Source organism: Demequina zhanjiangensis, from assembly GCF_030418315.1.
GTDB lineage: Bacteria > Actinomycetota > Actinomycetes > Actinomycetales > Demequinaceae > Demequina > Demequina zhanjiangensis.
Map to the genome: position 1 here is coordinate 175,833 of NZ_JAUHPV010000005.1, position 20,728 is coordinate 196,560.

Annotated in this window: 16 protein-coding genes; 7 read left to right on the forward strand and 9 right to left on the reverse strand. The window is 69.0% G+C overall.

Going from position 1 to position 20,728, the window contains the following annotated elements:
* Positions 1 to 43: 43 nt before the first annotated feature.
* Genes QQX04_RS09565 through QQX04_RS09580 form a run of 4 tightly spaced genes read right to left on the reverse strand, consistent with a single transcriptional unit; the run spans position 44 to position 4,512 of the window.
* A complete protein-coding gene (locus QQX04_RS09565; protein WP_301128555.1) occupies positions 44 to 1,687 on the reverse strand; it encodes an NAD(P)-binding protein in 1,644 nt (547 codons plus the stop codon).
* On the reverse strand, positions 1,684 to 2,679 hold the full coding sequence (locus tag QQX04_RS09570) for a thiamine pyrophosphate-dependent enzyme (RefSeq protein WP_301128557.1): 996 nt from the start codon (positions 2,677 to 2,679) through the stop codon (positions 1,684 to 1,686). The genes QQX04_RS09565 and QQX04_RS09570 overlap by 4 nt, the downstream gene beginning before the upstream one ends.
* The gene (locus QQX04_RS09575) at positions 2,676 to 3,905 is read right to left on the reverse strand and encodes a transketolase C-terminal domain-containing protein (RefSeq protein WP_301128559.1); all 1,230 of its coding nucleotides are present in this window, start codon (positions 3,903 to 3,905) and stop codon (positions 2,676 to 2,678) included. Before QQX04_RS09575 ends, QQX04_RS09570 begins: the two co-directional genes overlap by 4 nt.
* Positions 3,898 to 4,512 carry a 2-oxoacid:acceptor oxidoreductase family protein gene (locus tag QQX04_RS09580; protein ID WP_301128565.1) on the reverse strand — a complete coding sequence of 205 codons (615 nt, stop codon included), beginning with the start codon at positions 4,510 to 4,512 and terminating at the stop codon, positions 3,898 to 3,900. The genes QQX04_RS09575 and QQX04_RS09580 overlap by 8 nt, the downstream gene beginning before the upstream one ends.
* A 143-nt stretch (positions 4,513 to 4,655) precedes the next feature.
* Here QQX04_RS09580 and QQX04_RS09585 point away from each other — a divergent pair, with 143 nt between their 5' ends.
* A complete protein-coding gene (locus tag QQX04_RS09585) occupies positions 4,656 to 4,937 on the forward strand; it encodes a hypothetical protein (protein WP_301128566.1) in 282 nt (93 codons plus the stop codon).
* Between the two features lie 37 nt (positions 4,938 to 4,974).
* Here QQX04_RS09585 and QQX04_RS09590 read toward each other — a convergent pair whose 3' ends face one another.
* On the reverse strand, positions 4,975 to 6,789 hold the full coding sequence (locus QQX04_RS09590) for a DEAD/DEAH box helicase (RefSeq protein WP_301128568.1): 1,815 nt from the start codon (positions 6,787 to 6,789) through the stop codon (positions 4,975 to 4,977).
* A gap of 67 nt (positions 6,790 to 6,856) precedes the next feature.
* Entirely contained in the window at positions 6,857 to 8,329 is a 1,473-nt protein-coding gene (locus tag QQX04_RS09595; protein ID WP_301128569.1) for an XRE family transcriptional regulator, read from the reverse strand.
* Between the two features lie 138 nt (positions 8,330 to 8,467).
* Between QQX04_RS09595 and aceA the strand changes: the two genes are divergently transcribed.
* Positions 8,468 to 9,778 carry an isocitrate lyase gene (aceA, locus tag QQX04_RS09600; RefSeq protein ID WP_301128571.1) on the forward strand — a complete coding sequence of 437 codons (1,311 nt, stop codon included), beginning with the start codon at positions 8,468 to 8,470 and terminating at the stop codon, positions 9,776 to 9,778.
* 8 nt (positions 9,779 to 9,786) lie between these two features.
* Positions 9,787 to 11,406 carry a malate synthase A gene (aceB, locus tag QQX04_RS09605; RefSeq protein ID WP_436968475.1) on the forward strand — a complete coding sequence of 540 codons (1,620 nt, stop codon included), beginning with the start codon at positions 9,787 to 9,789 and terminating at the stop codon, positions 11,404 to 11,406.
* Here the strand turns inward: aceB and QQX04_RS09610 are convergent.
* Complete coding sequence (locus tag QQX04_RS09610; RefSeq protein WP_301128572.1) at positions 11,373 to 11,981, reverse strand: Pr6Pr family membrane protein; 609 nt, start codon at positions 11,979 to 11,981, stop codon at positions 11,373 to 11,375. The two genes, aceB and QQX04_RS09610, sit on opposite strands and share 34 nt — an antisense overlap.
* Positions 11,982 to 12,170: 189 nt before the next feature.
* On the opposite strand from QQX04_RS09610, the gene QQX04_RS09615 reads away from it, so the two are divergent.
* Positions 12,171 to 12,635, forward strand: coding sequence for a winged helix-turn-helix transcriptional regulator (locus QQX04_RS09615; protein WP_301128574.1), 465 nt, complete (start codon positions 12,171 to 12,173; stop codon positions 12,633 to 12,635).
* Here QQX04_RS09615 and QQX04_RS09620 read toward each other — a convergent pair.
* Positions 12,610 to 13,554: an NAD(P)H-binding protein gene (locus tag QQX04_RS09620; RefSeq protein WP_301128576.1), complete on the reverse strand. Its 945-nt coding sequence runs from the start codon at positions 13,552 to 13,554 to the stop codon at positions 12,610 to 12,612. The two genes, QQX04_RS09615 and QQX04_RS09620, sit on opposite strands and share 26 nt — an antisense overlap.
* 162 nt (positions 13,555 to 13,716) lie before the next feature.
* On the opposite strand from QQX04_RS09620, the gene QQX04_RS09625 reads away from it, so the two are divergent.
* On the forward strand, positions 13,717 to 14,175 hold the full coding sequence (locus QQX04_RS09625) for a thiol-disulfide oxidoreductase DCC family protein (RefSeq protein WP_301128578.1): 459 nt from the start codon (positions 13,717 to 13,719) through the stop codon (positions 14,173 to 14,175).
* A gap of 76 nt (positions 14,176 to 14,251) precedes the next feature.
* Here the strand turns inward: QQX04_RS09625 and ppdK are convergent, their stop codons facing one another.
* Positions 14,252 to 16,972 carry a pyruvate, phosphate dikinase gene (gene ppdK / locus QQX04_RS09630; protein ID WP_301128579.1) on the reverse strand — a complete coding sequence of 907 codons (2,721 nt, stop codon included), beginning with the start codon at positions 16,970 to 16,972 and terminating at the stop codon, positions 14,252 to 14,254.
* 154 nt (positions 16,973 to 17,126) lie between these two features.
* On the opposite strand from ppdK, the gene QQX04_RS09635 reads away from it, so the two are divergent.
* Together QQX04_RS09635 and nrdD are read left to right on the forward strand one after the other, a co-directional pair.
* The gene (locus QQX04_RS09635; RefSeq protein WP_301128581.1) at positions 17,127 to 18,185 is read left to right on the forward strand and encodes a tRNA-dihydrouridine synthase; all 1,059 of its coding nucleotides are present in this window, start codon (positions 17,127 to 17,129) and stop codon (positions 18,183 to 18,185) included.
* A gap of 279 nt (positions 18,186 to 18,464) precedes the next feature.
* The gene (gene nrdD, locus QQX04_RS09640; RefSeq protein WP_301128583.1) at positions 18,465 to 20,723 is read left to right on the forward strand and encodes an anaerobic ribonucleoside-triphosphate reductase; all 2,259 of its coding nucleotides are present in this window, start codon (positions 18,465 to 18,467) and stop codon (positions 20,721 to 20,723) included.
* Positions 20,724 to 20,728: the final 5 nt, after the last annotated feature.

Consider the following 20,728-nt stretch of genomic DNA (forward strand, 5'->3'; position numbering starts at 1 on the left):
CGTGCACGCTACACCGTCGGACTCACGATGAGGGGAGCCGCGGCTACTTGACCTCCGGGATCATGTCGATGGCGCCGCAAGGGCACTCCTCGGCGCAGATGCCGCACCCCTTGCAGTAGTCGTAGTCGATCTCGTACCGCATGCCGGGGCCGAGCTTCCTGATCGCGTCGTCAGGGCACATGCCGAAGCAGTTGTCGCATTCGAAGCATGACCCGCATGACATGCACCGCCGCGCCTCGAAGACTGCATGCTCGGCGTCGAGCCCGGTGAGCACCTCCTCGAAGCCCGTCACGCGTCGGGCGGCCTCCAGCTCGCCGCGATGCTGCTTCGGGGCGTCGGAGTAGTACCAGGAGGTCATCCTGTCGTAGGTGGCCTCGCGGGGAGCAGGCTCGGCTGGGATGACCCTGGCCGCGAGGTAGGCGTCGACCGCCTTGGCGGCCCGGGCACCACGACCTATCGCGTACGTGGCCGTCCTGGAGCCGGGAGAGACGTCGCCCGCGGCGAACACGCCGTCCCGTCCGGTCATGAGCGTGGTCGGATCCACCTGCACCACGCCGTCGGACACGTGGATGTCGGGGACGTTCTCCAGCAGGGTCAGGTCCGCATCCTGTCCGACGGCGAGCATCACCGTGTCGGCGTCGAGCTCCTCGAACTCGCCGGTGCCATGCGGACGACCCTCCTCGTCCAGCTCCATGCGTTCGATGGTGAGCGTCTGGCCCTCCACCTGCGAGATGGTGGACAGCCACTGGACGCGCACACCCTCGCCGATCGCATCCTGGAGCTCCGTCGGGTGGGCAGGCATCTGCTCCTGCGTGCGTCGATACACGACGACGGCGTCCTGGGCTCCCAGGCGACGGGCTGTACGAGCGGCGTCCATCGCCGTGTTGCCGCCGCCGTAGACGGCGACGCGTCGCCCGACGAGCGGGGGACGGCCCGAGGCGACGTCCCGCAGCACGTCGATCGCGTCGACGATCTTGGAGGCGGCACCCGCGGGGATGTCCACGTGGTGCGCGACGCCCGCGCCCATGGTGAGCACGACGGCGTCGAACTCGCGTTGCGCGGCGTCGAGGTCGGTGACGGGCGCCTCGCACTCGATCACGACGCCCGTGCGTTCGATGCGGCTGATCTCCTGCGCCAGCACCTCGCGCGGGAGCCGGTAGGCGGGGATTCCGTAGCGCATCATGCCGCCCGGTTCACCTGCGGCCTCGCGCACGAGCACCGAGTGGCCGAGCATGCGGAGCTGGTACGCCGCGGAGAGCCCCGCGGGCCCCGACCCTACGACGAGCACCCTCCGGCCCGTCTCCGTGGTCGGTGCAGGCAGTTCCCAGCCCTCCGCGAGCGCGGTGTCTCCCAGGAACCGTTCGACCGCGTTGATGCCCACCTCCTCATCGAGCTCGCCACGATTGCAGGACGCTTGGCACGGGTGGTAGCAGATGCGGCCCATCACGGCGGGGAACGGGTTCGCGGAGACAAGCCGGCGCCACGCGGCCTCGAAGCCGGGTGCGCCTTCCTGGGTGGAGCCGAGCCATCCGCGGATGTCCTCGCCGGAGGGGCACGCGAGCGAGCATGGCGGCGACAGCTCCACGTAGACGGGTCGCTCGGTGCGCCAGGTGCCCGTGTGGTACGCGAGCGACGTGGCGGGACCGGTCGAGAGTCCGTGGGTCGGAGGTGCGTCGTGCCCGGTCATGAGCGCTCTCCCAGCAGGTCGTAGTGGCGGATGTTCCTCTCGGCCATGGCGCGCCACCGGTCCAGGGCGTCCTCGCCGCCCGGCTTGAACAGGTGCGCGAAGCGCGCCTGGGGGCGCAGATACTCCTCGACGTCCATCCGCTGTCGGATCGGCTGGACGTCGGTCAGCTCACCTGCGCGCGACTCGATCACCGGGAAGATCCCCGACTGCACGGCGGCACGAGACAGTCGGATGGACTCGGCCGATGAGGCGCCCCAGCCGAGCGGACACGGGACGAGGACGTGCAGGTACCTGGCGCCGTGGATCGACATCGCGGTGCGCACCTTGTGCTCCAGGTCGCGCAGGTCCGCGACGGTGGCGGTGGCGACGTAGGGGATCTCGTGCGCCATCGCGATCTTCGGCATCGACTTGCCCTGGCCGACGGGTGCTCCGGGCTGGCACCCCACGGCGGGCGTGGTCGCGGTGCGCGCGGAGGTCGGCGTGGCAGAGGAGCGCTGGACGCCGGTGTTCATGTAGCCCTGGTTGTCGTAGCAGACATAGAGCACGTCGTCGTTGCGCTCGAACATGCCCGAGACCGCGGCGAGCCCGATGTCGACCGTGCCGCCGTCTCCTCCCTGCGCGAGGACTCGGATGTCGTCACGGCCCTGCGCGTGGAGCGATGCCGCGATGCCGGTGGCGACCGCGGCGGCGTTGGCGAACACCGAGTGGATCCAGGGCGGCTTCCACGCGCTCTCCGGATAGAGCGTGGAGAAGACCTCGAGGCAGCCGGTGGCGTTGGCGACGATCAGCTTGTCGTCCGCGGCCTCCACGGCGGTGTCCATGACCCAACGGGCCGCGAGCGCCTCGGCGCACCCCTGGCAGGCGCGGTGGCCCTTGGTCAGGGACGACGGCCGGTCCGCCTGGGACTGGACCGAGCGCTCCTCGTCCTCGAGCAGCCTGCCGCCGACGGCGAGGGTGCCGGTCTGCAGGAACGGGATGTGGACCGTGGTCATCGTGCCACCTCCGTCGCGCCGACGGGCGGGCGCGGGATTCCGCCCGCCTTGAGGTCCATGAACTCCAGAGTGGGGAGGTCCCGTGAGTGGGCGCGTCGGATCACGTCACGGAGCGACTCCTCGAGGATGGGCCGTCCTCCCAAGCCGGCGACGACGGAGTGGATGCGGGAGCGCGTCCCCGCGAGCGCGCGCCCCACGCAGCCTGTCAGGACGCCTCCGGAGCCGAGCTCGAGCGCGCGGTCGATGACGACGACATGCCGACTGTCTCCGAGCGCATCGCGCAGCGCGCCGCCGGGGAAGGGGCGGAATGAAGAGACCCCGAGCAACCGCACCGGGATGCCCTCCGCTCGGAGCTCGGGGAGGGCCGCCTGCAGGGTGCCGAGCACGGAACCCATCGCCACCACGACGATGTCCTCGGCGTTCGCCCCAGGTGCCTCGCGATCGCGGTCGAACGTGTGCGCGTCATAGCGGGCCACGAGCCCGCCTGCCTCGCGCCCGAAGGTGTCGTGGAAGCGGTCCGACCAACGTTGGATGACGTCGGCCGCGTCGAGGAACCGCAGATGCTGGAGGTACTTGGTCTCGGTGAACGACTCGGGACCGGCCATCGTGCCGATCGTCGTCGGGTGGAGCACGTCGAGCACCTGCTTCGGCTCGTAGCCGGGAAGGAAGGCGTCGATCTGCTCCTGGGTGGGGAGCTCGAGCACGTCGGTGGCGTGCGTGAGGACGAAGCCGTCCATGCACACCATCGCGGGGATCTCCAGCTCCTCCGCGATCGCGAACGCGGTCACGTGAAGGTCCGCCGCCTCCTGGTTGTCGGCCGCGTAGAGCTGCAACCAGCCGGAGTCGCGGAGCGCCATCGCGTCGGAATGGTCGTTCCAGATGTTGATCGGCGCGCCGATGGCTCGGTTCGCGACCGTCATGACGATCGGCAGGCCCATGCCGGCCGCGTTGAAGACGGCCTCGGACATGTACAGGAGTCCCTGTGATGCGGTGGCCGTGTAGGCCCGCGACCCGGCGGCCGAGGCGCCGATGGCGACGGACATCGCGGAGAACTCCGATTCCACGTTCACGTACTCGCAGTCCGCGAGCTCGCCCGTACGGGCCATGACGGAGAGCGCCTCGACGATGTGCGTCTGGGGAGAGATCGGGTACGCGCAGACCACGCCGGGACGGCAGCGTGCCACGGTCCGCGCGACCGCCTGGGAGCCTTCGAGCACCTCACGCATCTGACGCCTCCTTCCCGGTCGCCGCGACGAGCCCATGCGTCGGTCCGGCTAGCTCGGCCTTCACGTACGAGTAGGCCTCGCGGGCGGCGGCGGCGTTGGCCGCGCCGATGGCTCCGGGGAACCTCGCATCGAACACCTGGACGACGGCGTCGAGCGTGATGTCCTCGGCAGCGGCGGCATATGCGGCGAGCATCGCCGCTGCCGGTTTCGGCTTGCCCAGGTGCGTCATCGTGATGGTGGTCGCAGGGACGGTGATGACGGTCGCATCGACATCGCGGGCGCCTGCCGCGTCGCGGACCGTTGGCGCATCCGTGGTGGTGTTGACGATCACGAGGCCGCCTGGAGCGAGGCCTTCGAACGGCCTCACGGGACCCAGCAACGTGGGATCTGTCACGAGCACCACGTCGGGTGCGAGCACGGGCTCGCGGGTGCGCAGCGGCCCGTCCGCGAATCTGCAGTAGGCGACCACCGGCGCGCCGGTGCGCTCGGATCCGAAGGAGGGGATCGCCTGCGCCTCATGACCCGCGAGGAATCCCGCGCGAGCGAGCATCTCTGCGGCGGTGACCACACCTTGTCCGCCGCGGCCGTGGATCCTGACCTGCCTCATGCGTCCGCCTCACGCGACGCCCGGCGACGGCGCGGGCTCGGGGCCCACGGGGGAACGTCGTCGGCGACGTCCACCTCTCCACGGTATGCCGGTGGGGGTGTGCTCACCGGGACTGAAGTCCCGGGTGCGGCTACGCTCGAAGCATGTTCGTGCTCATGTCGATCCATCGCCCGCATCCCGAGCATCGCGGCGCTCTGATCGAGTCGATGCATCGCTATGGGGCCGCGATCTCGGGACGCGACGGACTGCGATCCATCCACACCCTGGCGGACGAGCGATCCGATCGGCTCGCCGGACTCGCGATCTTCGAGTCGGAGGACGACTATCGCAGGCTCGCGCCGATCGCGCGTGAGGCGGTGGCCGAGGACCCCTTCGAGGTGTGGGAGCAGGTACTGATCGACGCCCTGGCGTTGAGAGAGGTCTGAGGGCGTCGACCCCGGCGCTGGCGCGCCATGACCGCCGTCAGTCCGAGTAGCGGCCCTTGCGCGGCTTGCGCCCGTCCTTCTTGTCGAACCCGCCCTTGGATCCGCGTCGAGGCGCGTAATCGCCACGATCGCCGCCGTCCCGTCGGTCCCTGCCACCCTTGCGGGCCTGGTGCACGCGAGTGCCCTTGTCGGGCTTGAGCTCGATCAGCTGGCCGGAGATGCGGGTGCGGGAGAGCTTGTCGAGCACCTTGGGCGACAGGTTCTCGGGAAGCTCCACGAGCGAGAAGGTCGAGTTGACCTTGATCGCACCGAAGTCGTCGCGTCCAAGGCCGCCCTCGTTCGCGATCGCGCCGACGATCTGACGCGGTTCGACCTTGTGCTTGCGCCCCACCTCGATCCGGTAGGAGATGCGTCCCTCGCTGGTGCGGCGGCCGGGGGACGTCGGGCCGCCCTCCTTGGTCTTGCGACGCTCCTCGCGGAACGCGGCAGCCTGGATCTCGTCGGCCTCGTCCAGCAGCAGCGGGGTGTCGCCCTGCGCGACGACGGCAAGCGCCGCAGCCACGTCGGTCTCCGGCACGTCGTGGTGCTCCACGTAGTGCGCGATGATGTCGCGGAAGCGGTCGATGCGTTCCGTCTCGCCGAGCGCCGCGGTGATCGAGTCGTCGAAGCGCGTGAGGCGGGTGGCGTTCACGTCGCCCACGGTGGGGAGCTGCATCGGCGTGAGCGGCTGACGGGTCGCCTTCTCGATCGCGCCGAGCAGGCGACGCTCGCGGGGTGTGATGAAGCTGATCGCGTCGCCGGACCGACCCGCGCGGCCGGTGCGGCCCACGCGGTGGACGTACGACTCCGTGTCCACGGGGATGTCGTAGTTGACCACGTGGGTGATGCGCTCGACGTCGAGGCCGCGTGCGGCGACATCGGTCGCGACGAGCACGTCCAGGTCGCCGTCCTTGAGCTGCTGCACCAGGCGCTCGCGCTGCTGCTGCACCACGTCTCCGTTGATGGCGGCGGCCCCGAAGCCGCGTGCCCGCAGGCGCTCGGCGACGGTCTCCGTCTCGTTCTTGGTGCGCGTGAAGACGATGACGGCCTCGAAGTTCTCGACCTCGAGGATGCGGCTGAGCGCATCGAGCTTCTGCTGGTAGGACACCACCAGGTAGCGCTGGGTGATGGTCGACGAGGTGCTGGTCTTGCCCTTGACCGTCACCTCCTCGGGGTCGCGGAGGTACTGCTGGGAGAGGCGACGGATCTGGTTGGGCATCGTCGCGGAGAACAGGGCGACCTGCTTCTCCTCGGGCGTCGCGCCGAGGATCGTCTCGACGTCCTCGGCGAAGCCCATGCGCAGCATCTCGTCGGCCTCGTCGAGCACCACGTACTTGAGCTCTGACAGGTCGAGCGTGCCGCGATCGAGGTGGTCCATGATGCGGCCGGGCGTGCCGACGACGATGTGGACGCCGCGTCGCAGGGCGGACAGCTGGATCCCGTACGCCTGGCCTCCGTACACGGGCAGCACGTGGACGCCGGGCGACTTGGCCGCGTAGCGCTCGAAGGCCTCGCAGACCTGGAGCGCGAGCTCACGCGTGGGCGCGAGGACGAGCGCCTGCGGCTTCTTCTGCTCGCGGTCGAGGCGCGCGAGGATGGGCAGCGCGAAGGCTGCGGTCTTGCCGGTTCCGGTCTGGGCGAGGCCCACGACGTCGCGACCCGACAGGAGCGTGGGAATGGTGCGCGCCTGGATGGGCGAGGGGGTCTCGTATCCGAGTCCCTTCACCGCGTCGAGGACGGGACCTTCGAGTCCCAGGTCGGCGAAGGTGGTGGTCACAGCAGCGTCTTGCGCCGATCCTGAGTCATGGGGCATGGCTCAACGGTACGCGGTCCTGGGGGTTTCGCGTGGCGCGCGGCGACGGATTGGGCCTGTTTGGGCCCTAGTGAGGCTCCTGCGGGGCGTGAGAGTCGAGGAACTCGAGCACCGCGATGGAGTCGATGCCGGTCGTCGAACCGTTCGGAGTGGCGGCGAGCAGCGAGGAGTTGATGCGTGCCGCCGGGTGCGCGTGCCCGTCCCATCGGTCGGCCAGCTCGGGTCGCGGCGAGCGGCAGCACTCCGGGTCGGGGCAGCTCGAGTAGCGCCGCGTGGTGGTGTCGCGGCCGCGGAACCACTTCGAGTGGGCGTACTGGGTGCCGACGGATACCGAGTAGTCGCCTGCGGCGTCGGTCTGGACGGCGGAGGTGCACCAGTAGGTGCCGTTGGGCTTGTCCGTGTACTGGTGGTAGATCCCGTACCTGTCGTCGCGCTCGAAGACCTGCCTGGCGCTCCATTGGCGGCACACCCGCTGACCCTCCACGTGCCCGAGCGCGTCCTGCGGGAACCGCACCTCGTCGTTCTCATAGGCCTTGGACAGCACGCCCGACGCGCTCACCTTGAGGAAGTGCACGGGCAGGTCCAGGTGCTCGGTCGCGAGGTTGGTGAAGCGGTGCGCGGCTGCCTCATAGCTCACGGCGAACGCGTCCCTGAGGTCCTCGACCGCGAGCAGCCGCGCGGCCTTCGCCTCGCTCAGCAGGCGCACCGCGGAGGCCTCGGGCATCATCAGCGCGCCGGCAAGGTAGTTGACCTCGACGCGCTGGGTGAGAAGGTCCTCGTAGTCGTGCGGCTCGTCGGCCTCGAGCACGTGGCCCGCGAGCGCCTGCAGGAGGGCCACCCTGCGGTCGCCCCGCGACTGCCGCACCGGAAGGTAGACGCGCCCGTGCTTGCTGTCGGTGACCGACCTGGTCGTGATGGGGAGGTCGTGGACGTAGTGCACCGTGAAGCCCAGGTGCGAGGCAAGGGCGGACACCGCGGAGTCGGAGAGCGGTCCGCCACGGTGGTCGATCGCGGCCAGGAGCCGTGCGGCGGTCGCCTCGAGCGGCGCGTAGTAGTTGTGGCGCGCACGTTGGCTCTGGCGCAGCTCGGTGTTGGCGCGTCGCGCCTCCTCCGGTGTGGACGCGCGACGTTGGTGGAGTCTGACGAGCTCCGCGTGCAGCGCCAGCACGGTCTCGATCGCCTCGTCCGGCAGCGAGCGCCGCGTTGCCAGCCGGGGGAGGCGCAGCGAGGCGAACAGCGGTCCGTCCATGGCCTTCGCGAGCTCCATCTCGAGCGCGTCGCGGCGCGTGGGCGGCTCGGGGTCCAACAGGTACTCGACGGTCGTGCCGAGCGCTTTGGCGAGCGTGGCGAGCTCGGAGACCTTGAGCTCGCGATGCCCGTTCTCGATGACGGACACCTGGGAGGCCGCCCGCCCGATGCGATCGCCGAGCTCCCTCACAGTGAGGCCCTGGGCGGTGCGCAGGTTGCGGACGCGGCGTCCGATGGACAGGGGAGTGGCGCCGACCTCATCGTCGAGGTCCGCCGGGCTCGGCGTGCTCATGACGAACATGGTGACACGTCATGTTCTCGCTCGCAGAACTTCGGCGAAAGTTCTGGAGCCAATCCGCCCCGAGCGCACCCAAGAGGCTCCTAGCGTGACAGCAAGGCAGCACCGCCGAGAACTGCGAAGGAGCAGACCATGATCGACTCGATCCGCCCCGGGGATCAGACCCAGACCGCTGAGCAGCTTGAGGCCGAGTGGGCGTGGAACCCCCGTTGGGAGGGCATCCAGCGCGACTACACCGCACAGGACGTCGTGGCGCTGCGCGGTCCCGTCCGTGAGGACCCGACGCTCGCGAAGCGCGGTGCCGAGCTCCTCTGGGATCTCATCCAGGAGCACCGCCGCCCGAACGGCGAGTGGATCGCCGCGCTCGGCGCCCTGACCGGCAACCAGGCCGTCCAGCAGGTGCGCGCAGGGCTCAAGGCCATCTACCTGTCGGGCTGGCAGGTGGCGGCCGACGCGAACCTCTCGGGCCAGACCTACCCCGACCAGAGCCTGTACCCGGCGAACTCTGTGCCTGCAGTCGTCCGGCGCATCAACAACGCGCTGATGCGGGCCGCCCAGATCGAGCACGCCGAGGTCGGCATGGAGGAGCGTGACTGGATGGCTCCGATCGTGGCCGATGCCGAGGCGGGCTTCGGAGGTCCTCTCAACGCGTACGAGCTGATGCAGGGCATGATCGCCGCGGGCGCGGCCGGCGTGCACTGGGAGGACCAGCTCGCCTCGGAGAAGAAGTGCGGGCACATGGGCGGCAAGGTGCTCATCCCCACGTCACAGCACATCAGGACCCTCAATGCCGCTCGCCTCGCCGCCGATGTCGCCGGGGCGCCGACGGTGGTGATCGCACGCACCGACGCCCTTGCCGCCACGCTGCTCACGTCCGACGTGGACGAGCGGGACCGCCCGTTCCTCACCGGCGAGCGGACGCAGGAGGGCTTCTACGAGGTCCGCAACGGAATCGAACCCGTCATCTCCCGCGGCCTCGCCTACGCGCCATACGCCGACCTGCTGTGGGTCGAGAGCGCGAAGCCCGACCTGGAGCTCGCACGGCGCTTCGCCGAGGCGGTCCATGCGGAGCACCCCGGGAAGCAGCTCGCCTACAACTGCTCGCCCAGCTTCAACTGGCGGAGCCACCTGAGCGACGACGAGATCGCGCGCTTCCAGCGCGAGCTGTCCGCGATGGGCTACGCCTTCCAGTTCATCACGTTGGCCGGCTTCCACTCCCTCAACCACGGGATGTTCGAGCTGGCGCAGGACTACGCGCAGCACCACATGAGCGCGTATGTGCGTCTCCAGGACGCCGAGTTCGCTGCCGAGGAGCGCGGCTACACCGCGACCAGGCACCAGCGTGAGGTGGGGACCGGCTACTTCGACCGGATCTCCACCGCCCTCAACCCCACCGCGTCGACGCTCGCCCTGGTGGGCTCGACCGAAGCAGAGCAGTTCTAGGAGCAGCCATGACCCGCATGGAGATCACTGCGGACGCCCCTCAGGGCGATCGCTACGACGAGATCCTGACCCCCGACGCGCTCGCCTTCCTCGCGGGCCTTCACGACAGGTTCGCGTGCCGCAGGGCGCTCGAGCTCCAGCGCCGACTGGAGCGGTCCGTCGCCGTCGACAACGGCAGGGACCTGGCCTTCCTGTCAGAGACGACGGCGATCAGGGAGGACCCGCGCTGGCGCGTCGCGGGGCCCGGGCCCGGCCTGGAGGACCGGCGCGTGGAGATCACCGGTCCCACCGACCGCAAGATGACCATCAACGCGATGAACTCCGGCGCACAGGTGTGGCTCGCCGATCACGAGGACGCGAACACCCCGACGTGGACCAACATGGTCGAGGGCCAGATCAACCTGCACGACGCGATTCGGGGCACGATCTCGTTCACGAACGCGGAGGGGAAGGTCTACTCGCTCGGCGAGCGGACCCCGACCATCGTGTTCCGTCCGCGAGGCTGGCACCTGGTGGAGCAGCACCTGGTGCACGAGGACGCTGACGGCCACCGTCACTCCGCGTCGGCGTCGTTGGTGGACTTCGGTCTGTACCTGTTCCACAACGCGCACGCGCTCGTGGACTCGGGCCGAGGACCCTACTTCTACCTTCCGAAGATGCAGGGACGCCTCGAGGCGCGACTGTGGAACGACGTCTTCAGCTACGCCGAGTCCGAGCTCGGGCTCCCATACGGGACGATCCGCGCCACGATGCTGATCGAGACGCTGCCCGCGGCCTTCGAGATGGAGGAGATGCTCTATGAGCTGAGGGACCACTGCGCAGGTCTGAACGCCGGTCGCTGGGACTACATCTTCTCGGTCATCAAGACGTACCGGGACAGGGGAGCGCGCTTCGTCCTGCCCGATCGGTCCGCGATCACGATGACGGTGCCCTTCATGCGGGCGTACACCGAGCTCCTGGTCTCCACCTGCCATCGACGGGGCGCGCAGGCGATCGGCGGGATGAGCGCCTTCATCCCCGACCGACGCGACGCGGAGGCCAACGCACGCGCGCTCGCCCAGGTGAGCGCCGACAAGCGGCGGGAGGCCCACGACGGCTTCGACGGCACATGGGTGGCGCACCCTGGACTCATCGACGCTGCCCGTGCGGAGTTCGACTCGGTCCTGGAAGGGCGCGCGGATCAACGCCACCGCCTTCGTGACGAGGTGTCCGTGTCACCGCAGGACCTCCTCGACGTGCGCATCCCTGGCGCCCAGGTCACCGACGGCGGCGTGAGGCAGAACGTCGAGGTCGGCCTCGCCTATCTGGACAGCTGGCTGCGCGGCATCGGAGCCGCCGCGGTGCACGGCCTCATGGAGGACGTGGCGACGGCGGAGATCAGCCGGACGCAGCTGTGGCAGTGGATCCGGCACGGCGTGATCACAGCGGAGGGCACTCGCGTGACCCGCGAGCACGTCTCCCAGGTGATCGACGACGTCCTCGCGCAGGCGCCCCGCTCCGGTGAGGACAGGTGGGACGACGCAGCGGAGCTGCTGCGGGAGGTGGCGCTGGCGGAGGAGCTGCCCGCGTTCCTCACGGTTCCCGTCGGCGCGCGCTACCTGTCGGAGAGGATCCCGGTCGCTGCGTAGGAGCCGCGGGCACGGCGCTGGCGTCGTGCCCGCGGCCCTGCGGCCGCGAGGAGTCGCAGGAGCGCGGCGACGGCGACTCCGGCAAGCACGATCGCGCCCACCGTCTGCGCGATCGCCACAGCACCGCGTGCGGGGTCGAGGAAGGGGTACGGCACCCAACCGTCGTGGAAGGCGCGGACGAGCAGGTAGCCCATCCACGCTGCCGGGAGGGTCATCACCGTCCACAGCATGCGCCAGCGCGGCAGGCGCGCGCCGCCGATCAGGAGCCAGTCCAGGGCGAGGATCAGGCCTGCGCCGCCGTGCAGGATGGCGTTGACCAAGGGGAACTTGGGACTCGTGTAGGGAGCGAGCATGGTCCAGTACACGACTCCGACCACCACGAGGTAGGTGGCTGCGTTCACGCGGAGGCTCGCCACCCAGTCCGGCTCCCGCGATCCCGCGAGCGCCGCGGCGACAAGTGCGACGATGCCGGCGATGTTCGCGAGCGGGGTGAAGTAGCCGGGCAGCTGCGCCCAGGTGAATGTGCCGTACGTGAGATCTGCCCAAGCCTGGATGCCAAGCGAGACTGTGATCACGGCCGCGCCGGACAAACGGGACAATTGGGTCAACATTGACCTGTCCATGGCTCCGACTTTACCTGAGCGTGATCGAAAAGTGATCTGAAAGTCGCCGTGTCGTGATGTTTTGCACGCATGGCCGCACGAGGACGCCCGCCGGGACCAACATCACCCGAGTCGCCTGGCGCGGCTCTCTACGATCGAGGTATGACCCGTCCGTCGCCGGAGAGCACCGAGCCGGCCTCGCTCCACTCCTGCACGGAGCTCCCTTCCAGGGACGTGCTGGACAGGATCGCGGATCGCTGGAGCATCGCGGTGATGCGCGTGCTCGCGGAGCAGGGGCCTCAGCGCTTCGGCGCGCTCGAGCGGGCGCTCCCAGGGATCTCACGGAAGATGCTCACGCAGACCCTCAGAGGGATCGAACGCGACGGGATGATCACCCGCACCGTCTTCCCCGAGGTGCCCCCGCATGTCGAGTACGGCGCCACGGAGCTCGGGATCGCCTCGTTGGGTCCGATCGATGTGCTGTGCGAGTGGTCGCGGCGCTACATGCCGCAGGTCGAGCAGTCACGGCGCGACTACGACGCCGCGCATGCCGATGCAGGTGCCGACGCTCCGACCACGGGAGCGTCGGCACCGGCAGATCTCAGGCGTCCGACTTCGCAGGGATGACCCAGGTCGCCGCGGCCTGGTCGATGATGTCGCCCACCGTGAGCTGGGGGCGCCCGATCAGGCGCTCCACGTCGTCGGAGTAGTTGTCGAGCAGCCCGTCGCGGATCGCGGCCTCGTTCGTCACGATGTCCTCGCTGCACCACGGGTACGGCGAACGGGAGAAGTCGCCTGTGGCCTTGCGAGGGATGTAGAGCGAGTCGTAGTACGCGTACAGGTCAGGCTCGGGCATCGAGTCGTAGGTCAGCTCCACACCGGCCTTCTCGGCCACCAGGGCGCACAGCGCGCCGACGGTCACGGCCTCGCGCCCGGTCACGTCGTACGCGGTGTTGGGCTCGCCGTCGCCCAGCAGCAGCGCCGCTGCGGTCGCTGCGCAGTCCGCCTTCGCCACGAGGTAGGCGGGAGTGTCTCCGGCGCAGGTGCGCCAGCGGCCCTCCTCGAGCGCGATCTGCGCGAACGCGTAGATGTAGTTCTCGAGGTACAGGTTGTCCCTGAACACGTTCCACTGCAGCCCGGACTCGCGGATGTAGACCTCGGTCGCGTGGTGGTCGATGATCACGACCTGCTCGTCGTTCGCCTCGCCCGCGCCGTAGCCCGACGAGTAGACGATGCGGCCGACGCCGGCGGCCTTGAAGGCGTCCACGACGTTGCGGTGCTGCTGCTGGCGAACCTCGCCCACGGTCATGGCCGACACCATGAATCCCGCATCGGCGCCGGCGAAGGCCTCAGCGAGCTGCGCGGGATCGGAGTAGTTGGCCTCACGGATCACCGCGCCCGCCGCGGTCCATGCCTTCGCCTTGTCGGCTGGGATCCGGTCGGGGAAGGGGCTGGTGAGGATGAGCTGGTCGCCGCTGACCCGCTCCAGGACGTTGTCGACGACCATGCCGGAGAGCTTTCCGTCCACGCCGGTGATGAGATACATGCGCTGCCTTTCGAGAATCGCGTGTGGCGGGGACCGTCGCCAGGCTAGCTATCGCATGATCAGGCTGGTAGAAGGCACTTTCGGGTAACCTAGGTCACCTCCCGGTGACGGTGCATGGACCAGGCACGATGCGGTGCTCCCGTCGGGAAGTAGCATCGATCCATGGACAGAGGGATCGTCATCTTCGATGGCGACTGCGGGCTGTGCAACGGCTTCGTGCGATGGCTCATGCGAGTCGATCGGCACGGTCGCTTCGCCATCGCGCCGAACGCCGATGAGGTGGGCAGGGCTGCGCTCGAGGTGGTCGGCGTGCCGTGGGGCCTGACGTCCGACACTCTCGTCGTGATCATCCGAGGAACCCCGCTTCTTCGCTCCGCGGCGGTGCTGGGAGTGCTCCGTGAGCTCAGTCGGCCGTGGCGCGTGATGGCAGGGGCAGGGCGACTCGTGCCGCGGCGCCTCCGTGACGCCATGTACGATGCGGTCGCGCGTCGGCGCAAGGTGCTCAGCGGTCGGGTGCGGGCGTGCAGGGTCGCCGATGCAGACGAGAGGCGACGCTGGAGCGCGCGGCTCGCCACCGTGCAGGACTTGGAGGCGCTCGCCGTCGCGGCGAGGACATCCTGACATGGCGGAGGCCGCCCCCGTGGTGTGAGGACGGCCTCCGTCATGGACGGGATCGGGCTGGTGGCCCGATCGCCGGTCACCGGGTGTCGCTGCCGCTCGTCACCACCGCCGCGCGGCCCGCTTCGAGCCGGGCGATCGGGATGCGGAACGGGGAGCACGACACGTAGTCGAGTCCCACCTCGTTGAAGAAGTGGATCGACTGCGGGTCACCGCCATGCTCGCCGCAGACGCCGAGACGCAGGTCGGGCCGTGACGCGCGTCCCTCCTCGGCAGCGATGCGCACGAGCCTTCCGACGCCCTGGGTGTCGATCGACTCGAACGGTGAGACGGAGAACACCCCGTGCTCGGTGTACTCCGTGAAGAAGGCGCCCTCCACGTCGTCCCTTGAGAAGCCCCACGTGGTCTGGGTGAGGTCGTTCGTGCCGAAGGAGAAGAACTCCGCGACGTCGGCCATGCGATCGGCGGTGAGGGCTGCGCGGGGCAGCTCGACCATCGCACCCACCGGGATGTCGAGCTCGACTCCTTCCTGCTCGGCGACCTCCGCAAGGATCCTGACGGCCTCGTCCTTGACCAGATGCAGCTCCATGACCGAGGCCGCGAGCGGGATCATGATCTCCGCGTGCGGATCCCCGCCCGCCTTGATCCTGGCCGCCTGGGCCTGAGCGATCGCCTTCATCTGCAGGACGAACAGGCCGGGGATCACGATGCCGAGCCTGACGCCGCGCAGACCCAGCATGGGGTTCGCCTCGCGATGCCTGTCGACGGCGGCGAGCAGCTCGATGTCGCGATCCACCTCGGGGCCCGACTCGCCACGCTCCTTGGCGAGCGCGACCTTCACCGACAGCTCCGTGAAGTCGGGAAGGAACTCGTGAAGCGGAGGGTCGATCAGGCGGATCGTGACGGGCAGTCCGTCCATCTCGGTCAGGAGCCCGATGAAGTCCTCCCGCTGGAGCGGGAGGAGAGCGTCCAGCGCCTCCTGCTGCGCGGCGTCGTCCTTGGCGAGGATGAGCCTCTCGATGAGCACCCTTCGGTCCCCAAGGAACATGTGCTCGGTGCGGCACAGCCCGATCCCTTCACCGCCAAGCGACCGTGCACGGTGCGCGTCGTCGGGGGTGTCGGCGTTCGCGTACACGCCCAAGGTGCGGGCGTGGTCGGCGTGGCTGAGGATCGCGTCGACGGCTTCGACGAGCTCCACGGTGTGCTCATCGTCGCCCAGTGCGGCGATCGTCGCCTCGAGGCCGTCCTCCAAGTAGTGCACGACGGGGGAGGAGACCACCGGGACCTCGCCCAGGAAGATCTCACCCGACGTGCCGTCGATCGCGATGACGTCGCCCTCGACCACGGTCGTATCGCCCGCGGTGAACCTTCCCGCGTGAACGTCCACGTCGAGCGCCTCCGCACCGACGACGCACGTGGTGCCCATCCCTCGCGCCACCACAGCGGCGTGGGAGGTCTTGCCACCACGTGAGGTGAGGACGCCGACGGAGGCGATCATGCCGCCCAGGTCGTCAGGGTTGGTCTCGCGCCGGACGAGGATCACGTCCTTGCCCTGGGCGGCCCACTCCTGCGCCTTCGCCGACGAGAACACGGCCGCGCCCACGGCGGCACCGGGGGAGGCGGCCATGCCCTTGGCGAGCAGCGTCGCCTCGGCGTCGTGGTCGAACTGCGGGAACATGAGCTTGCTGAGCTGGTCGCCCGTGACCCGTTCCAGCGCCTCGTCGAGCGTGATGATGTGCTCGTCGACCAGCTGCTTCGCGATGCGGAACGCAGCGGCGGCCGTGCGCTTGCCGACTCGGGTCTGCAACATCCACAGCTTGCCGCGCTCGACCGTGAACTCGATGTCGCACAGGTCCCTGTAGTGGCCCTCCAGGCGCCTCATGGCGGCGCGCAGGTCCGCGTACGCCTTGGGGTCCAACTGCTCGAAGTCGGCGAGGGACAGCGTGTTGCGGATGCCCGCGACCACGTCCTCGCCCTGCGCGTTCTGCAGGTAGTCGCCGTAGTCGCCGGTCATGCCGGTGGCGGGGTCGCGCGTGAAGCACACTCCGGTGCCGGAGTCGTCGCCCAGGTTTCCGAACACCATGGCGACCACGTTGACCGCAGTGCCCAGGTCGTCGGAGATCCGCTCCCGGCGGCGGTAGAGCCGGGCCCGCTCGGTGTTCCAGGAGTTGAAGACGGCCTCGATCGCCATGTCGAGCTGCTCGCGCGGATGCTGCGGGAACTCGCGACCCGACTGCTCCCGCACGATCGTCTTGTACTCGTCCACGAGCTCGTGAAGGGCCTCGGCCGTGAGGTCGGTGTCCCCGGTGACTCCCAGCGCGGCCTTCTTCGCGTCCAACGCCTCGCTGAAGAGGTCGCCGTCGATGTCGAGCACCGTCTTGCCGAACATCTGGATGAGGCGGCGGTACGAGTCCCACGCGAAACGCTCGTTGTGCGCGAAGGCTGCGAGCCCCTGCACCGACGAGTCGTTCAGGCCGACGTTGAGGACGGTCTCCATCATGCCGGGCATGGAGAACTTGGCCCCGGAACGCACCGAGACGAGCAGAGGATCATGAGCGTCGCCGAGCAGGCGGCCCAGGTCGTCCTCCAGCTTGCGGACCGCGAGGGTGACCTGCACGCGGAGCTCGGGCGGAAGCGCGCTCGTCGTCATGTACGTGCGGCAGGCCTCGGTCGTGATCGTGAAGCCCGGAGGAACCGGGAGTCCGAGGTTCGTCATCTCGGCAAGGTTGGCGCCTTTGCCGCCGAGAAGGTCCTTCTGATCCTTGTTGCCTTCGCTGAAGTCGAAGACGTACTTCACCATGGGGCACCCCTTTGTGCTGGTCCTTCGTGAGCCCGCCTCGTCGCGGGTCCTCCCAGTCTTACCCCGGCGGGGCCTACCAGGGGGGACCAAGGGCCTATCAGGGTGGCCATGGGTCCCAGAGGAGCGCGCCGAAGCCGAGGTAGCCTCCCTCACGATGCATGCCTTCTACGATCCGACCCGCACCTACGAGGACAACCTCGCCGAAGGGCCGTTCGGCGTTCCCGCCGACGCGGTCGCGACCCGGGCGGGCACCGTGCCGCTGTGGGGTGAGAGGGTGACGACCGCGTTCGGCATCCCCGCGGGGCCGCTCGTCGGGTCCGCGGCGTGCGCGGCGGCGTTCCGAGCAGGGTTCGACGTCAACGTGTACAAGACGGTCCGCACCCGCGCGCATCGCGCGCACCCGTTCCCGAACACGCTCGCCGTCCACCTCGACGGCGATCTCACGCCTCAGACCCCGATGCCGCTTCTGGCCGATGACGACTGGGAGCGCGCGAGCAGCATCTCGAACTCGTTCGGAGTTCCGTCGGCCGATCCCGACGTGTGGCAGCCGGAGATGGCCCGTGCGGCCGCGGCGGCCGGCCCTGGGCAGCTGCTTGTCGGTTCGTTCCAGGGCACAGTCGGCTCTGGTGACGGCTCGGTGGAGTCGTATGTGGCCGACCATGTCGTCGCCGCACGCCTGGTGAAGGAGACCGGCGTGCGTGCGATGGAGATGAACCTGAGCTGCCCGAACGAGGGCACGAACCGACTGCTCTGCTTCGACGCGCCGCTCGTCGCCCGCATCGCCCGGGCGGTGAAGGAGGAGGTCGGCGACGTTCCGCTCGTGCTGAAGCTGGCGTACTTCGCGGAGGATGCGGCGCTCGAGGAGCTCGTCGCCGCGACCGATGGCGTGGTCGACGGCTACGCGGCGGTGAACACCATGCCCGCGCGCCTCGTGGATGACGCGGGCGCGCAGGCACTGCCCGGCGAGGGGCGTGCCGTCTCGGGCGTGTGCGGCCGCGCGATCAGGTGGGCCGGGCTCGAGATGACCGCGCGTCTCGCGCGCCTTCGCGAGCACAGGGCTTCGCGTGTGCGTCTGATCGGCGTAGGCGGAGTCCTCTCGGTCGAGGACCGTGCCGCCTATGTCGACGCCGGGGCAGACGTCGTCATGTCCGCCACCGGTGCGATGCTCGACCCGTCGTTGGGGCGCGCGGTGCGCTCTGCAGACCGGGTGTGAGCCTGGCTCGCCGCGACACGCCGGAACGCCCCTGACGACACGCCGAGGTCGCCCATCTTTCTGTCATGCCTCTGACGGCGTGATCCCGCACGGGCAGCGACTTCAGGAAGACGGCAAGACGCCTTCAGGGGCTGAGTGTAGGACCAAGGGCCCAGAGCCGTTCGACTACGACATCTAGCGTGAATCCACCGAAGCAACACTAGATGTTGTGGTGGAGGCGGCTGACAGTCGGCAAGGTGCCGGCCCCGGGACGTGTCGCTGCCACAGGAGGGAGACACCGTGAGCATCGTCGAGAGCGACAGCGCCGCAGAGGCGTCCACCACGACCGCGACCACCGCAGGTCTCAACATCGTCAAGCGCGACGGACGGACGCTGCGCTTCGACGACTCGCGCATCCGGGCCGCCCTGATCAAGGCGTACAAGGAGGTCAATGGACCCCTGTCGCCGCTCGATGAGCGCACCGTCAACGAGATGGTCGCACGCATCGACGCCGAGATCGCCACGCGCTTCGCCGACACCGTCAAGATCTACGAGATCCAGAGCGTGGTCGAGCACGTCCTGCTCGAGGCTCGCCTCTACGACGTCGCCCGCGCCTACATCGACTACCGCGTCCAGCGCGACTTCGCCCGCTCGCAGGCCACCGACCTCAACCACTCGATCAACAAGCTGCTCGAGAAGGACCACACGGTCGTCAACGAGAACGCCAACAAGGACGCCGAGGTCTTCAACACGCAGCGCGACCTCACCGCCGGCATGGTCGGCAAGTCGATCGGTCTGCGCATGCTCCCGCCCCACGTCGCGAACGCGCACCAGAAGGGCGACATCCACTACCACGACCTCGACTACCACCCCTACGCGCCCATGACGAACTGCTGCCTGATCGACTTCAAGTCGATGCTGTCGAAGGGCTTCCGCATCGGCAACGCGCAGGTGGAGCCCCCGAGGTCGATCGGCACCGCCACCGCGCAGATCGCACAGATCATCGCGAACGTCTCGTCGTCCCAGTACGGGGGTGCGACCGTCAACCGCATCGACGAGCTCCTGGCGCCCTACGCCAAGCTCAACTACGACAAGCACGCGTCCGAGGCGGAGCGCTGGATCGACGACGAGCACAAGCGGCTCGCCTACGTCGAGGAGCGCACGCGCAAGGACATCTACGACGCGATGCAGTCGCTCGAGTACGAGATCAACACGCTCTTCACCTCGAACGGGCAGACCCCCTTCACCTCCGTCGGCTTCGGTCTGGGCACAGGCTGGTACGAGCGGGAGATCCAGAAGGCGATCCTGCAGATCCGCAGGCGCGGCCTGGGCAAGGAGGGGCGTACGGCGATCTTCCCGAAGCTGCTCTTCACGCTCAAGCGCGGGCTGAACCTGTCCGAGGGCGACGCCAACTACGACATCAAGCAGCTCGCGGTGCAGTGCGCGACCGAGCGCATGTACCCGGACATCCTGAGCTACGACAAGGTGGTCGAGATCACCGGCTCGTTCAAGGCCCCGATGGGCTGCCGGTCGTTCCTCCAGGGCTGGACCAACGAGGCAGGGGAGGACGAGGTCGAGGGTCGCATGAACCTCGGCGTGGTCACGCTCAACCTTCCTCGCATCGCGCTCGAGTCCGACGGCGACCTGGGCGCCTTCTGGGCGCTTCTCGAGGAGCGCCTGCAGACCATGCGCGACGCGATCATGTTCCGGGTCGACCGGTGCAAGGAGGCCGTGCCTGGGAACGCGCCGATCCTCTACCAGCACGGTGCCTTCGGGCAGCGTCTGTCCGCCGGGCAGGACGTCGACGAGCTCTTCCGGAATGGGCGTGCGACCGTGTCGCTCGGCTACATCGGCCTGTACGAGGTCGCGACGGCCTTCTACGGGCCCGAGTGGGAGTCGAACCCTGAGGCGAAGGAGCTCACGCTGAGCGTCATGGCGACGCTCAAGGATCACGCGCTGACCTGGGCGTCCGAGTCCGGCTACTGGGTGAGCGTCTACTCGACCCCGTCCGAGAGCCTCACGGACCGCTTCTGCAGGCTCGACAAGGAGCGGTTCGGCTCGGTGCCTGACATCACCGACAAGGACTACTACACGAACAGCTTCCACTACGACGTCCGCAAGAACCCCACCCCGTTCGAGAAGCTCGACTTCGAGAAGGACTACGCGCCGTTCACGGGTGGCGGGTTCATCCACTACTGCGAGTACCCGGTGCTGCGCCAGAACCCCAAGGCGCTCGAGGCTGTCTGGGACTACGCGTACGACCGCGTGGGCTACCTGGGGACCAACACCCCGATCGACCGCTGCTACGAGTGCGGCTTCGCCGGCGACTTCGACCCCACGGCGGAAGGCTTCGCGTGCCCCTCATGCGGGAACGAGGACCCTCGCACGTGCGACGTCGTGAAGCGCACGTGCGGCTACCTCGGCAACCCCCAGCAGCGCCCCATGGTGCACGGTCGCCACGTGGAGATCTCCTCCCGCGTCAAGCACATGGACGGCGACGTCCGGGTGCCGCTCTCTGCCGGGCACGAGGGCGGCAGCGCGCCGACCTCCCGTCCGTAGCCGCC